12 protein-coding genes are annotated in these 14631 nt (G+C 73.5%); 8 read left to right on the top strand and 4 right to left on the bottom strand.

Going from position 1 to position 14631, the window contains the following annotated elements; all coding sequences use genetic code 11:
- Positions 1-98: 98 nt before the first annotated feature.
- On the bottom strand, positions 99-1721 hold the full coding sequence (locus tag AMK24_RS28285) for an amidohydrolase (protein WP_073771738.1): 1623 nt from the start codon (positions 1719-1721) through the stop codon (positions 99-101).
- A gap of 150 nt (positions 1722-1871) precedes the next feature.
- Positions 1872-2498, bottom strand: a complete 627-nt coding sequence (locus AMK24_RS28280) for a TetR/AcrR family transcriptional regulator (RefSeq protein ID WP_073771737.1) — start codon at positions 2496-2498, stop codon at positions 1872-1874.
- Positions 2499-2567: 69 nt separating this feature from the next.
- Between AMK24_RS28280 and AMK24_RS28275 the strand changes: the two genes are divergently transcribed.
- Entirely contained in the window at positions 2568-4043 is a 1476-nt protein-coding gene (locus tag AMK24_RS28275) for a purine-cytosine permease family protein (RefSeq protein WP_073771736.1), read from the top strand.
- Positions 4044-4290: 247 nt separating this feature from the next.
- Here AMK24_RS28275 and AMK24_RS28270 read toward each other — a convergent pair whose 3' ends face one another.
- On the bottom strand, positions 4291-5457 hold the full coding sequence (locus tag AMK24_RS28270) for a PucR family transcriptional regulator (protein ID WP_073771735.1): 1167 nt from the start codon (positions 5455-5457) through the stop codon (positions 4291-4293).
- A 191-nt stretch (positions 5458-5648) separates the two neighbouring features.
- Here AMK24_RS28270 and AMK24_RS28265 point away from each other — a divergent pair, with 191 nt between their 5' ends.
- Positions 5649-6575, top strand: a complete 927-nt coding sequence (locus tag AMK24_RS28265) for a proline dehydrogenase family protein (protein ID WP_073771734.1) — start codon at positions 5649-5651, stop codon at positions 6573-6575.
- Between the two features lie 53 nt (positions 6576-6628).
- Positions 6629-8260 carry an L-glutamate gamma-semialdehyde dehydrogenase gene (gene pruA / locus AMK24_RS28260; protein WP_073771733.1) on the top strand — a complete coding sequence of 544 codons (1632 nt, stop codon included), beginning with the start codon at positions 6629-6631 and terminating at the stop codon, positions 8258-8260.
- Between the two features lie 158 nt (positions 8261-8418).
- Here the strand turns inward: pruA and AMK24_RS28255 are convergent, their stop codons facing one another.
- Positions 8419-9141, bottom strand: coding sequence for a nitroreductase family protein (locus AMK24_RS28255; RefSeq protein ID WP_073771732.1), 723 nt, complete (start codon positions 9139-9141; stop codon positions 8419-8421).
- Between the two features lie 331 nt (positions 9142-9472).
- Here AMK24_RS28255 and AMK24_RS28250 point away from each other — a divergent pair, with 331 nt between their 5' ends.
- The 5 genes from AMK24_RS28250 (at position 9473) to AMK24_RS28235 (ending at position 14444) form a co-directional block, all read left to right on the top strand.
- Positions 9473-10540 (top strand): S1 family peptidase, encoded by a 1068-nt coding sequence (locus AMK24_RS28250; protein ID WP_073771731.1) that lies wholly within the window; start codon positions 9473-9475, stop codon positions 10538-10540.
- A 255-nt stretch (positions 10541-10795) separates the two neighbouring features.
- Positions 10796-11347 carry a GNAT family N-acetyltransferase gene (locus tag AMK24_RS28245; protein WP_073771730.1) on the top strand — a complete coding sequence of 184 codons (552 nt, stop codon included), beginning with the start codon at positions 10796-10798 and terminating at the stop codon, positions 11345-11347.
- A gap of 331 nt (positions 11348-11678) precedes the next feature.
- Positions 11679-11807, top strand: coding sequence for a hypothetical protein (locus AMK24_RS35250; RefSeq protein ID WP_267488353.1), 129 nt, complete (start codon positions 11679-11681; stop codon positions 11805-11807).
- A 234-nt stretch (positions 11808-12041) separates the two neighbouring features.
- Entirely contained in the window at positions 12042-13085 is a 1044-nt protein-coding gene (locus AMK24_RS28240; protein WP_073771729.1) for a 3-isopropylmalate dehydrogenase, read from the top strand.
- 255 nt (positions 13086-13340) lie between these two features.
- Positions 13341-14444 (top strand): branched-chain amino acid aminotransferase, encoded by a 1104-nt coding sequence (locus AMK24_RS28235; protein ID WP_073771728.1) that lies wholly within the window; start codon positions 13341-13343, stop codon positions 14442-14444.
- Positions 14445-14631: the final 187 nt, after the last annotated feature.

Below are 14631 nucleotides of genomic sequence, written 5' to 3'. Positions count from 1 at the left end.
TGGGGCGTGCTGGGCCCGTACGCGAACCGGGAACGCCGTTTCGGCAGGTGGGCGGGGCGGGGGCGCGGAACCGTGCCCCCGCCCCCAACCGGACCGGCTCAGAGCGACGCGGCGCGGTGGGTGGCGCGGCCGTCGACGACGGTGAGCAGCACCGGGAGATCGGGCAGATCCACGGCCTGCGTGGTCAGCGGGCTCTCCGCGAAGACCGTGAAGTCGGCGCGGTGGCCGACGGCGAGCAGCCCGGCCTCGTGCTCCTCGCCGGCCGCCCAGGCGGCGTTGACCGTCATGCCCTGGAGCGCTTCGAGGGCGGTGAGCGCCTGGTCGGGGCCGTGCGGCGGCTGGGTGAGGTCGCGGCCGGGGCGGCGGTGGCGGGCGCCCGCCATCACGCCCAGCGGCGGGAACGGCGCGATCGGCCAGTCCGAGCCGAGGACCACCCGCGCGCCCGCGTCCCACAGGTCGCGGCAGCGCCAGGCACGGGAAGCGCGCTCCTCGCCGAGCCGCCGCGACCAGTTGTCGGTGTGGTCGGCCCGGGTGAAGTCGCAGCAGTGCGTGGGCTGCATGGAGGCCACGACCCCCAGCCGGGCGAACCGGGCCACGGTGTCGTCGGGCACCGTCTCGATGTGCTCGACCCGGTGGCGTACCTCCGGGCCCCCGGTGGTCCGGGCCCGCTCCACGGCGTCCAGGGCGTGCCGGACGGCCGCGTCCCCGATCGCGTGGGTGGCGGTCGGCACCCCGGCGGCGTGCAGCTCTCCGATCACCCGGGTGTAGACGGCGGGGTCGGGCCAGAAGGAGTGCGTGGACTCGCCGTGGCAGTCGGGCCGTTCCAGCCAGGCCGTGCCGTTGTCGATCGTGCCGTCCATGAACAGCTTGACGCCCTCGGTCCGCCACAGCGCCCCGCCCCTGCCCTGCTGCCCGATGAGCGCCCGTACGGCGTCCGTGTCCGCGCCGGGCTGGCACCAGGGCGCGACCCGCAGCCGCAGCGGCAGGTCGCCCGCCTCGTCCAGGTCGGCGTAGAGGGCGAGGCTGTCCCCGTTCGCGTCCATGGCGTGGCCCCCGGTGAGCCCGGCGGCGGCCATCGAGCGCAGCGCGGCGGCCAGCCGGTCGCGGCTCTCCTGCCGGGTGGGCTTGGGGGCGGCCCGCTCGACCAGTTCGCAGGCGGCGTCCTCCAGCAGCAGCCCGGTCGGCCGCCCGTCCGCGTCGCAGACCACCTCGGCGGCCTGGTCGAACGTCCGGGGGCCGTCCACGCCCGCCAGCTCCAGGGCGCGCGGGCTGGCCAGCACGGAGTGGGCGTCGAAGAGCTGGAGGAGGGCCGGTACGCCGTCGAGCACGGGGGAGAGGGCGGCGGACGCCACCGGGGCGTCGCCGAAGACGTTCGGGTCCAGGCCCCAGGCGTGCAGCCACGCACCGGGGGCCAGCCGCCGGACGCCGCCCGCCAGCGCCTCACGCACCCCCGCCAGGTCCGTACAGCCGGACAGGTCGAGCCCGTCGGTCAGTTCGGCGCCGGTGACCGGGTGGAGGTGCCCGTCCACCAGGCCCGGTGTCACCACCGCGCCCTTGAGGTCGATCACCGTCGTCGAGGCGTCGGCCAGGGCCCGGATCTCGCGGTCGCCGCCCAGGGCGGCCGTCCGGCCACCGGACACGGCCAGCGCGGTCTCCGGCAGGAAGCGGCCCGTGACCGGGTCGAGCAGGCGGGCGGAGAGCAGGACGAGTGAGGTGCGCAAGGGGACTCCAAGGGGTCGTTCGCTCGGGGGAGTTCGGGCCGGGCGCCGGGTGTGCGCCGGTCGGCCGGGGGTGGGGGGGAGGGGCGGGGCCGGGACCGGGCCGCCGGGCGGGCAGGCGGTCAGGGCGCCCGGGTGGGCCGGGGACGGCGGTCAGGCGGTCAGCGTGCCCGGCGGCAGCCCCAGTTCGCGTTCCGCGGTGGTGAACGCCATCCGGGTCACCGCCGCGGGCCGCTCTCTCGTCTCCGTGTTGGCGTGGACGCCGAGTCCGTCCAGCACGACCAGGATCTGGATGGCCGCCACCTCCGGATCGGACGTACGGAATCCGTCGCGCTCCACGCCCTCCCGGATCAGCCCCTCCAGCCGTCCGCGCCACGCGGCCTCCTGCCGGGCGACCCGCTCCCGCAGGGCGGGCCGGTAGCGGCTGAGATGGCGGGCGTTGATCCAGAGCCGGCTGATCGCGTCGTACTCCTCGCCGGTCGTGCGGGCGAGGAAGCCGGCCAGTCGCCGCACGGGCGAAGCGTCCGCCGGGCCGTCCGGCAGCAGCGCGTCCAGCTCGCCGTCGGCCGCGGTGCCGAACGCCTCGGCCACCAACTCCTCGGCGGACGGGAAGTAGTGGCTGATCAACCCCGGGCGGACGCCCAGCTCGTCGCCGATCCGGCGCAGGGTGACGCACTCCAGCCCCTCGGTGAGCGCGACCGCGGCGGCCGCCTCGACGATTTCCGCACGTCGGGCGGCGGGGCTTTTCCGAACTCGGGGGCGCTGAACGCTTGACGACATGCCGGGAACGTTATTGAGTGTGCGACCAATAAGCAAGCAGGTGGGGTACGACCAGCACCCGGAGGGCCCATGGCGTCCACGATTCCCGACCCGATCCCAGGGCGGCACGACACCGCGTACGTCCCGCCCCGGGCGGTCGGGGAGGCCCTGCCGGACGACGGGGCCGCCGCGCTCGCCGAGCGCGCCGTGCCGCGCATCGAGGCCCACGGCATCGACCACATCCCCGACGCCGACCGGCGTGGGAAGCCGCGCGAACTGTTCTCCGTCTGGGCCGCCGCCAACGTCAACTACCTGAGCCTGCTGTCCGGAGGGGTGCTCGTCCTGCTCGGCCTCACCCTGGCGCAGGCGCTCGCGGTGATCGTGGTCGGCAACCTGTTCTGGGTGCTCACGGGCGTGCTCGCGGTCTCCGGACCGGCCTCGGGCACCCCGAGCGAGGTGATCACCCGGGCCGTCTACGGCGTGCGCGGCAACCGGGTCAACAACGCGGTCGTCGGCTGGGCGATCTCCGTCTGCTACTTCGCCCTCAACCTGGCCGCCGCCGCGAGCGCCGCCACCGCCCTCGTCGAACGGGCGGGCATCGCTCCCGGCGAGGGGGTGACGGCTGCCGTCGTGGTGGTGATCGCCGCGCTCACGCTGGTCATCAGCGTCTGGGGCCACGCCGCGATCATGAAGCTCTACCTGCCGATCACGCTCGTGCTGGCCCTGGCCTTCGCGGTGGTGGCCGCCGTCGTGTTCGACCACGCCGACCTCTCCTACCGGCCCGCCGAACCGCTGGGCGGCGCCGCCCTGTGGGCCACCCTCGCCGCCGGTCTCGCCCTGGTCGCCTCGGGCCCGCTGTCCTACACCACCAGCGCCGACTTCTCCCGCTACCTGCCCCGTACGACGCCGAAGCGGGCGATCGTGGGCTGGACGGCGCTCGGCGGCTTCGTGCCCGGCGTCGTCGTCTGCTCGATCGGCGCGCTGGCCGCCACGGCGGTGGACATGAACGACCCGCAGACCGGGCTCGAAACCATCCTGCCCGGCTGGTTCGCGCCCGTCTTCCTGTCCGCCCTGGTGCTCGGCACCATCGCCATCAACGCCCTGACCGCCTACAGCGCGGGCCTCGCCCTCCAGGCCGTGGGCCTGCGTATCCGACGCTCGTACAGCGTGCTCGTGGACGGCTTCGCGGCGGTCTCCCTCACCCTGTACGCCCTGCTGGTGTCCAACCTGCTCGACACCATGAGCGACGTCCTCCAGCTCACCGTCGTCCTGCTCGGCCCCAGCACGGCCGTCTACGCCACCGACATCCTGCTGCGCCGCAACCGCTACGACGGCATCGCCCTGTCGGACGAGAGCCGCACCGGCCGGTTCTGGTACACCGGCGGCGTCCACGTCCCGGGCGTCCTCGCCCTCCTGGCGGGCGTCGCCGCGGCGGCCCTGTGCGTGGACACCGTGTACACCGGGCCGGTCGCCGCCGCCCTGGGCGGCGTGGACCTCTCGCTCCCGGCGGGCATGCTCGTCGCCGCGGGGGGCTACGCGCTGCTGCTGCGCCCTCGGCGGCCCTGAGGCCCGGGGCCGCTGGGCGGACGCGGGCGGCGGGGGCGGCCCGGGGCCCGCCCCGTGCACGGCGTGCCGACGGCGCTGAACGCGGGTACGAACGCCTGCTTCACGAGGGGCGTGGCCCTTCGGCGCCGTGTCCGGGGCGACGCGCCGCGCGGCGCCCTCACCGCGACGGCAGCCTGTTCAGCCGACGGCGGGCCGCCCCGCCCGAGCGCCGGTGCCCGCCCCCGGCGGGGGCTCGTCGGCACGCCCGCTACAGCCGGGCCCGCTTGAGCGCCATGTGCAGCAGCAGCCGGTCCTCGCCGTCGTTCAGGTCCAGGCCGGTGATCTGCTGGATGCGGGAGAGCCGGTAGTACAGCGTCTGGCGGTGGACGCCCAGCGCCGCGGCGGTCCGCCCCGCCTGGCCCGCGTGGTCCAGGAACGCCTCGGCGGTGTGCGCCAGCTCCCGGTGGACCGGGAGCAGCAGCGGGGCGACCGCCGGATCCCCGCCCCCGGCTCCGTCCCCGGTCCCGCCCCCGGTGTCCGGGAGGGAGGTCAGCAGGCGGTACGGGCCGATCGAGGACCACCGGGTCACCGGGCCGAGCCGGGGTTCGGCCCGGGCCGCGCGGGCCGCCGCCCTCGCCTCGCGCCAGGAGGCCGCCAGCTCGGCCAGGCCCCGGCGCGGCGTGGCGATCCCCGCGGTGGCCGCCGGCCCGGCGTCGGAGCGCAGCCGGTCCCCGGCGCTCAGGGCGGGGTCGAGCCGGTCGGGCGCGCGCAGCCGGACCAGCGCGGCCAGCGACGGCGGCCCCGCCGTCCCCGGCCCGGGGACCGCGGCGAGGGCGGCCGCCGACGCCACGCTCCGTACCGACGGGGTGTCGTCCGCCCAGGGGGTCACGCACACCACCGCGTGCAGCCCCTCCGCGTCCCGGCCCAGCACCTCGCCCAGCGCGGCGACGGCCGAGTCGTGCTGCCGGCCGGGGCCCGCCGTGAGCACCGCGCCGAACTCCCGCGAGAGGTCCGCACCCGCCCGCGCCTCGTCGAAGAGCAGCGCCCCGATCCGGGCGGCGACCTCCATGGCGGCGGCCAGCCGTTCGTCGGTCGGGCCCGGGACGGTGTCGAGGAGCCAGACGTAACCGAGGACGACACCCCGATGGCGTACCGGAAGGCAGACGCGGTCCCGGAACACCCCCGCCTCGGGCGCGGCGGGGATGCGGACGGGCCCGGTGGCCCGGGTGATGCCGAACCCCTCGAACCAGGCGCGCACGGCGGGCGTGGAGCGGCGGGTCAGGATCGAACGGGTCCTGACCGGGTCCATCGCCGTGTCGTCGTCGCTGTCGTGGGCTCCGAAGGCGACCAGGCCGAAGTCGCGGTTCTCCAGGGTCGCCGGGGCGTCGAGGAGGGCCGAGATCTCGTCGACCAGTTCCTGGTAGTCGCCTTTCACTCCGCCATTCTGCACCCCCGCGCACGCTTCTTCAGACAGATGTATGAGATGGCGGCCACGGATGCGTGACAGCTGTCGATGGCACAGCCCGCACGGGGTGCCTAGATTTCACCGTGGTTATCCGTGCCGTACCGGTCCGTTCACGTTCGTGCCGATGCGGCCTCCCGTCCGTACATTCGTGGAGGTGCCCCGTGCTGGGTCCCGTGATTCTCGCCGCATCGCGCAGCGACAAGATGCGCCGGTTCGTCTCGGCCGCGCCCGGCACCAAGCAGGTCGTCGACCGCTTCATCGCCGGGGAGACCGTCGACCAGGTCGTCCCGATCGTGGTGGACGCCGCGGACAAGGGCCTGGAGGTCACGCTCGACGTCGTCGGCGAGGACATCACCACCCCCGCGCAGGCCGAGGCCGCCCGCGACGCCTACCTGGAGCTCATCGAGCGCCTGAAGGACCTGGAGCTGGGCCCCCGCGCCGAGATGTCCGTCAAGCTCTCCATGTTCGGACAAGCGCTGGAGGGCGGCCACGAGCTGGCCCTCGCCAACGTCCGCCCGGTCGTCGAGGCCGCCGCCGCCATCGGCACCACGGTCACCCTGGACGCCGAGGACCACACCACCCTCGACTCGATGTTCGCCATCCACGAGGAGCTGCGGAAGGACTTCCCGCAGACCGGGTGCGTCATCCAGTCGTACCTGTTCCGCACCGAGGACGACGCCCGCCGCCTGGCCGCCGCCGGCAGCCGCGTACGCATCGTGAAGGGCGCCTACAAGGAGCCCGCCTCCGTCGCCTACCAGAACAAGGCCGAGATCGACAAGGCGTACGTCCGCATCACCCGCATCCTGATGGAGGGCGAGGGCTACCCGATGATCGGGTCGCACGATCCCCGTCTGATCGCCATCGCCCAGGAGCTGGGCCGCAAGGCCGGGCGCAAACTGGACGAGTACGAGTTCCAGATGCTGTACGGCATCCGCAGCGAGGAGCACGTCCGGCTCGCGGCCGAGGGCCACCGGATGCGCGTCTACACGGCGTACGGCACCGACTGGTACGGATACTTCATGCGCCGCCTCGCGGAGAAGCCGGCCAACCTGCTGTTCTTCGGCCGCTCGATCCTCACCAAGGGCTGAGCAGCCCCCGGGCTGACCCACATTCCCGCCGACACCAAGGAGACAAGGCACTCATGGACGCCGTCACCCAGGTCCCCGCGCCGGTCAACGAGCCGGTCCACTCCTACGCCCCGGGCTCCCCGGAGCGCGCCCGCCTGGAGGAGAAGCTCAAGGAGCTGAGCCAGAACCCGATCGACCTGCCGATGACCATCGGCGGCGAGAAGCGGATGGGCGGCGGCGAGCGGGTCGACGTCGTGCAGCCGCACAACCACAAGGCCGTCATCGGCACCTTCGCCGGCGCCACCGAGCAGGACGCGAAGGACGCCGTCGACGCGGCCCTCGCCGCCGCCCCGGCCTGGCGCGCGATGTCCTTCGACGACCGCGCCGCGATCATCCTGCGCGCCGCCGAGCTGCTGGCCGGCCCCTGGCGCGAGACCATGGCCGCCTCGACGATGCTCGGCCAGTCCAAGACCGCCCAGCAGGCCGAGATCGACACCCCCTGCGAGCTGGTCGACTTCTGGCGCTTCAACGTGCACTACGCGCGCCAGATCCTCGCCGAGCAGCCCCCGGCCAACTCCCCGGGCGTGTGGAACCGCATGGACCACCGCCCGCTGGAGGGCTTCGTCTACGCGATCACGCCGTTCAACTTCACGGCCATCGCGGGCAACCTCCCCACCGCCCCCGCCCTCATGGGCAACGTCGTGGTGTGGAAGCCGTCCCCGACCCAGACCCACGCCGCCGTGCTGCTGATGCAGCTCCTGGAGGAGGCCGGTCTGCCCAAGGGCGTCATCAACCTGGTCACCGGCGACGGCAAGGCCGTCTCCGAGGTGGCGCTGAACCACCGCGACCTGGCCGGCATCCACTTCACCGGCTCGACCCCCACCTTCCAGCACCTGTGGAAGACGGTCGGCAACAACATCGCCAACTACCGCACCTACCCGCGGCTCGTCGGCGAGACCGGCGGCAAGGACTTCGTCGTCGCGCACCCCAGCGCCGACCGCGCCGTCCTGAAGACCGCGCTGACCCGCGGCTCCTTCGAGTTCCAGGGCCAGAAGTGCTCCGCGTCCTCGCGGGCGTACATCCCGGCCTCCATCTGGAACTCCGGTTTCAAGGAGGAGTTCGCGGCCGAGGTCGACTCCATCACGATGGGCGACGTCACCGACCTGAGCAACTTCATGGGGGCCGTCATCGACGAGCGCTCGTTCGCCAAGAACAAGGCCGCGATCGACCGCGCGAAGTCCGACCCGGCGTGCACGGTCATCGCGGGCGGCACCTACGACGACTCGGTGGGCTACTTCGTCCGCCCGACCGTCATCGAGTGCACCGACGCCGAGAACGAGGTCTTCACGACCGAGTACTTCGGCCCGATCCTCGCCGTCCACGTGTACGAGGACGAGAAGTACGACGCGATGCTGGAGCAGATGGAGTCGGTCTCCGACTACGCGCTGACCGGCTCGGTCATCGCGGGCGACCGCGCGGCCGCCGCGTACACGATGGACAAGCTCCGCTACGCCGCGGGCAACTTCTACATCAACGACAAGTCGACCGGCGCCGTCGTCGGCCAGCAGCCCTTCGGCGGCGGCCGTGCCTCCGGCACCAACGACAAGGCGGGCGCCCCGCAGAACCTCCAGCGCTGGACCCTGACCCGGGCCATCAAGGAGACGCTGGTCCCGCCGACCGACTACACCTACCCCCACCAGGGCTGACGCCCGCCCCGGGGCGCCGCAGCACGACGCCCCGGACCCGGGTCTCCGCCACGGAGCCCCCCCCTCAGCACCGCCCCCCGACCGGCCCCCCTGCCGGACGGGGGGCGGTTTCCATGGGGAGGGGGGCCTCGTGCGCGGGAGCCGGATGCGGCGCGCGCTCAGATCTCCACCAGCACCTGGTCCAGCGACTTGCGCACCAGGTCGGGGACCTCGCAGTCCTCGGCGGGGTGGCCGACCGGGATCACGGCGAACGCCTTCTCGTTCTCGGGCCGGCCCAGGACCTCGGCCAGGAAGCGCATCGGGCTCGGCGTGTGGATCAGTGCGGCGAGCCCGGACAGGTGCAGGGCGGTGAGCAGCATGCCCACCGCGATCCCGACCGACTCGTCCACGTAGTAGTGCTTGCGCTTCGTGCCGTCCTCGCCCAGCCAGTAGCGCTGCTGGAAGACCACGATCAGGGCCGGGGCGTCCGTCATGTGGGCCTTCACCGCGTCCGTGCCCAGCGGGCGCAGCGCGGCGAGCCACTCCTCGCCGAGCCGCCCGTCGTAGCTCACCTTCTCCTCGTGCTCGGCGGCCTCCCGAATGCGGCGGCGCACCTCGGGGTCCTTGACCAGGACGAAGGTCCACGGCTGCTGGTGGGCGCCGGAGGGGGCGGTGGCCGCGCACGCGATGGCGTCGCGCAGCACCTGCTCGGGGACCTGGTCGGGGGAGAAGGCGCGGACGGTCCTGCGCTCGTCCATGCGCCGCCGCAGCCGGGCGGCGCGCTCCAGGGACTCCTCGGCGGCGATCCGCTCGGGGCGGTAGGGCGTGGGGCGGTAGGGGGCGCCGTGGGTGGGCCTCCAGGGGCCGGGGGCGGTCGCGGACGGGGGCGTGGTGTCGGACATGGGCGCAGTGTGCGCGGTGGGGGAGGGGCGGGGGAAGCGGCGGACCGGACAGGCGCGGGGACCGGTCCCGGTCAGTGTCCGATGAGCGGGACCGGCTGTCCGCTCGCGGCTTCCGGACGGCGGGCTCCCGGACTCCGGGTTCCCTCCCGGGCCGCGCCCCCCGGACCCCGGGCTCCCCCAGGCCGCGGGCCCCGGCCTCGGGCGCACCTTCCCTCCCCGGCGCCACCGCCCGCCGGGGAGTCGGGGCACGCGGTCTTGTGGATTAGGTAATGAGCATGTCAAATTCCTTCTCGGTACGTCCCCACACGTCGCCCCAGAAGGAGCTCCCCCCATGAGACGCAACTCCCGTGCGCGCCTGGGCGTTTCCCTGCTGCTCGTCGCCGGCGCCCTCGGTCTCGGAGCCACCCCCTCCACCGCCGCCGACGCCCCTGCCGCCGCCCCCTCCGCGATTCCCTCCCCGTCCGCGTACGCGCTCGACGCCGCCGTGGAGCGGCAGCTCGGGGACGCCACCGCCGGAAGCTACCTCGACGCGAAGACCGGGAAGCTGGTCGTCACCGTCACCACCGACCGGGCCGAGGAGCAGGCCCGCGCCGCCGGGGCCACCGTCCGCCGGGTGGCCCGCAGCGCCGCCCGGCTCGACGCCGCGATGGACGCCCTGGAGGCCGAGGCGAAGATCACCGGCACCTCCTGGGGCCTCGACCCGCGCGCCAACCGGATCGCCGTCGAAGCCGACTCCTCCGTCTCCGCACGGGACATGGCCCGCCTCGAAGCCGTCGCCGAGCGGCTCGGCGGCGCGGTCGACGTCAAGCGGGTCCCCGGCGTCTTCCAGCGCGAGGTGCTCGGCGGCGGCGCGATCTACGGCGGCGGCAGCCGCTGCTCGGCCGCCTTCAACGTCACCAAGGGCGGGGCGCGTTACTTCGTGACTGCCGGGCACTGCACCAACATCTCCGCCAACTGGTCGGCCAGCTCCGGAGGTTCGGTCATCGGCGTCCGGGAGGGCACCAGCTTCCCGACCAACGACTACGGCATCGTCCGCTACACCGACGGCTCCTCGCCCGCCGGAACCGTGGACCTCTACAACGGATCGACTCAGGACATCTCCTCGGCCGCCAACGCCGTCGTCGGTCAGGCGATCAAGAAGAGCGGGTCCACCACCAAGGTGACCTCCGGCACGGTCACCGCCGTCAACGTCACCGTCAACTACGGCGACGGCCCCGTCTACAACATGGTCCGCACCACCGCCTGCTCGGCCGGCGGCGACAGCGGCGGCGCGCACTTCGCCGGCTCCGTCGCCCTCGGCATCCACTCGGGCAGCTCCGGCTGCTCGGGTACGGCGGGCTCGGCCATCCACCAGCCGGTGGCCGAGGCGCTGTCGGCGTACGGGGTGACGGTGTACTGAGCCGTTTCCCCCACGAGGTGACGGTGCACCGGGCGGTTTCCCCCACGTCGTGACGGCGCACGGGGCCGCCCCCGCCGAAGTGCGCTCCCTCGCCGCCCGCCCGGACCACCGCACCCCGGTCCGGGCGGGCCCGCGTGCGCGGCGACGTGACCCCGTACTCCGCGCGCGGCGACGCGGCTCCCCGTGCGGCGACGCGGCTCCGTGTGCGGGCGAAACCCGCTGTCGCGCGGGGGAGCGACCTGGAAGGCTGACGCCATGGCCTCGACCCCCGCCGTGCGGATCGCCCACACCTGCGAACTCGTCCCCGCCGAACTGGCCCGCATCCGCGAACTGCTCGACGCCGCCTTCGAGGGGGGATTCGACGACCACGACTGGGACCACGCTCTCGGCGGCCTGCACGCCCTGGTCCTCGACCCGTACGGCCGTCCGATCGCGCACGGCAGCGTCGTCCAGCGCCGCGTCCAGCACGCGGACCGCTCCTACCGGGTCGGATACGTCGAAGCCGTCGCCGTCCGCGCCGACCACCGCCGCGAGGGCCTCGGCCACCGGGTGATGGCGGCGCTGGAGCACGTCATCGACAGGGCCTACGACCTCGGAGCCCTTTCCGCGTCCGACGCCGGGGCGGCGCTCTACGCGGCGCGCGGCTGGCAGGTGTGGCCGGGCCGGCTCGCCGCCCTCGGCCCGGCCGGTCCCGTCCCGCTGCCCGAGGAGGAGGGCAGTACCCACGTCCGCCCGGCGGCGGGCCGGTCCCTGCCCGACCCCGGTCACCCGCTCCGCTTCGACTGGCGGGACGGCGACCTGCTCTGAGCGCGCGATCCGTGCGCGCCCCCTCCGTGGAAGCTTTCCCTCCACCCCTGTGACCTGCGACGACGCGTCGTCCGTCTCAGATAGTAGGAAGTCCGACTAACTGTGGAGACAGGACGGCCCGACTGTCCTACCGTGGAAGGAGCCGAACGCGTCGCTCGATCGAGCGATGGGTGGATGCGGGCGTACGCCCTGAAGCAGGCAACCCCTGCCGCGTACGCTCCCCGCCCCTTCCGGCGCCTCGAAATCCGATCCCGGCCCCGGTCCCCGCACCGCGATGTGCGCCCCGTTCCCGGCATCCACGCGATCCGCGATCTCAAGGAGTCGATCCCTCATGGCCAACGTCACCACGCGCCGCGTCCGCCACGCCTCCCGCCAGGCCGAGGCCGAGCGCAAGAACGCCGCCGCCGCCCTCCAGCGCGCCCTGGACCGCCGCGACAACGGCGGCTCGACCGGCCACTGAGCCCCGGGCCCCTCGTCCGGCCGACCCGGACCGCCGGACCGCCGCGTGCCGAGAGGTGCGCGGCGCGTCCGTCGCGCCGCACCGGGCGACGGGGCGTACGGCGCCCTCGCGCCCCTGCTCACCGGCCTCTCCGTCCTCCAGCACCCCGCCCGCCCGTACCCCGAACACGCATGCGTTCGTCCGCATGATGGACATCGGATGTCATGGGATGGGACGCACCGTTAGGCTTCCGGCATGTCTCGCAGCATCGATCTCGCAGTGATCCCCGGTGATGGAATCGGCCGGGAAGTCGTGGCCCAGGGCCTCAAGGTCCTCAACGCCGTCCTCCCGCAGGATGTGAAGCTGGAGACCAAGGAGTACGACCTCGGCGCCCAGCGCTGGCACCGCACCGGCGACACCCTCCCGGACGCGGAGCTGGAAGCCCTCAAGGGCCACGACGCCATCCTCCTCGGCGCGATCGGCGACCCCTCCGTCCCCTCGGGCGTCCTGGAGCGCGGGCTGCTGCTGAAGCTGCGTTTCGCCTTCGACCACTTCATCAACCTGCGCCCCTCCAAGCTCTTCCCGAACACCGCGACCCCGCTCGCCGGCCGCCCCGACATCGACTTCGTCGTCGTCCGCGAGGGCACCGAGGGCCCCTACACGGGCAACGGCGGTTCGCTGCGCACCGGCACCCCCGCCGAGGTCGCCACCGAGGTCAGCGTCAACACGGCCTACGGCGTCGAGCGCGTGGTCCGGGACGCCTTCGAGCGCGCGGCCGCCCGCCCGCGCAAGAAGCTGACGCTGGTCCACAAGAACAACGTCCTCGTCTACGCCGGCCACCTGTGGAAGAACACCTTCGACCGGGTCGCCGCCGAGTACCCGCAGGTCAGCACCGACTACCTGCACGTCGACGCCGCGACGATCTTCTTCGTCACCCAGCCGGAGCGCTTCGACGTCATCGTCACCGACAACCTCTTCGGCGACATCCTCACCGACCTGGCCGCCGCCGTCACCGGCGGAATCGGCCTGGCCGCCTCCGGCAACATCAACCCGACGGGCGCGTTCCCGTCGATGTTCGAGCCGGTCCACGGCTCCGCCCCCGACATCGCCGGGCAGGGCAAGGCCGACCCGACCGCCACGGTCCTCTCCGTCGCCCTCCTGCTGCGCCACCTCGGCCACGAGACCGAGGCCGGGCGCATCGAGGACGCCGTCTCCGCCGATCTCGCGGAGCGCGACGGGGCCACCGCGCGCACGACCGACGAGATCGGCGACGCCCTCGCGGTACGCGTAGCGGGCTGACCCGACGACTCCACTTCGAAGCCGCCGGGTCGCGACAGCGCCCGGCGGCTTCACCTGTGCGGCCCCCGGGTGCCACCATCGACCTCTGGACCGCATTCACGCCATTTCGTGCACGGCCTCCCGCAAGCGATAATCGAACGCGGGGCCGTGGCTCGCGGTGAAGCTCGGACGTCCTGGGACCTGACCGGAAAGCGTCGGGCCGAGACGGTGTGAGCGCGGTCCATCACACACAAGATTGGTGAAGGACACGCACTCATGACGACGCCCACGATCGAGCTCAAGCCCTCCTCGAACCCGCTGTCCGACGCGGAGCGCGAGGCGATCCTGGCCAATCCGGGATTCGGCCGGTACTTCACCGACCACATGGTGACCATCCGCTGGACCGAGGGCCGCGGCTGGCACGACGCCCAGCTCGTCCCCTACGGCCCGCTGTCGCTGGACCCGGCCAACATGACCCTGCACTACGCGCAGGAGATCTTCGAGGGGCTGAAGGCGTACCGCCAGCCCGACGGCTCGGTCGCCTCCTTCCGCCCCGACGCCAACGCCCGCCGCTTCCAGCGCTCGGCCGCCCGGCTCGCCATGCCCGAGCTGCCCGTCGAGACGTTCATCGCGGCGTGCGACGCGCTGGTCCAGCAGGACAAGGCGTGGGTTCCGGCACACGGCGGCGAGGAGTCCCTCTACCTGCGCCCGTTCATGATCGCCGCCGAGGTCGGCCTCGGGGTGCGGCCGGCCAACGAGTACCTCTTCCTGGTCATCGCCTCGCCGGCCGGGGCCTACTTCCCCGGCGGCGTGAAGCCCGTCTCCATCTGGCTCTCCGAGAACCGCGTCCGCGCCGTCCCCGGCGGCATGGGCGACGCCAAGACGGGCGGCAACTACGCCGCGTCCCTCCTCGCCCAGGCCGAGGCCGCCGAACACGGCTGCGCCCAGGTCGCCTACCTCGACGCGGTCGAGCACAAGTGGGTCGAGGAGCTCGGCGGCATGAACCTCTACTTCGTGTACGCCCAGCAGGACGGCTCGAAGAAGATCGTCACCCCGTCCCTCACGGGCTCCCTGCTCGCCGGCGTCACCCGCGATTCCCTCCTCAAGGTCGCCCGCGACCTCGGCTACGGCTCCGAGGAGGGCCGGGTCTCCATCGACCAGTGGCGCGAGGACACGGCGAACGGCAGCCTCGTCGAGGTGTTCGCCTGCGGCACCGCCGCCGTCATCACCCCCGTCGGCCTGGTGAAGTCCGCGGGCGGCGAGTGGACCCAGACCGGAGGCGAGCCCGGCGAGGTCACCATGAGGCTGCGGGAGCGCCTTCTCGACATCCAGCGCGGCATCGTCGAGGACACCCACGGCTGGATGCACCCGCTCGGCTAGGGCGTGTTTCGAGAGTCCCGCCTGCTCGGCGACGCCCGGCACGCACGCTCGCGGCGTTGTCGGGACCACCCCGATACCACCGGTATCGGGGCGGCCCTCCGCCTTGCGATCGCACGCACCGGACGCCGCCGAGCCCGCCCTCCGGGCGGACGACGCTCCTTCCGAAACACGCCCTAGATGTATTGAC

The organism is Streptomyces sp. CB02366 (assembly GCF_001905905.1).
Classification (GTDB): Bacteria; Actinomycetota; Actinomycetes; order Streptomycetales; family Streptomycetaceae; genus Streptomyces.
The sequence above is the reverse complement of the archived record's forward strand: the minus strand, read 5'-3'. Positions and strand labels throughout refer to the sequence as shown.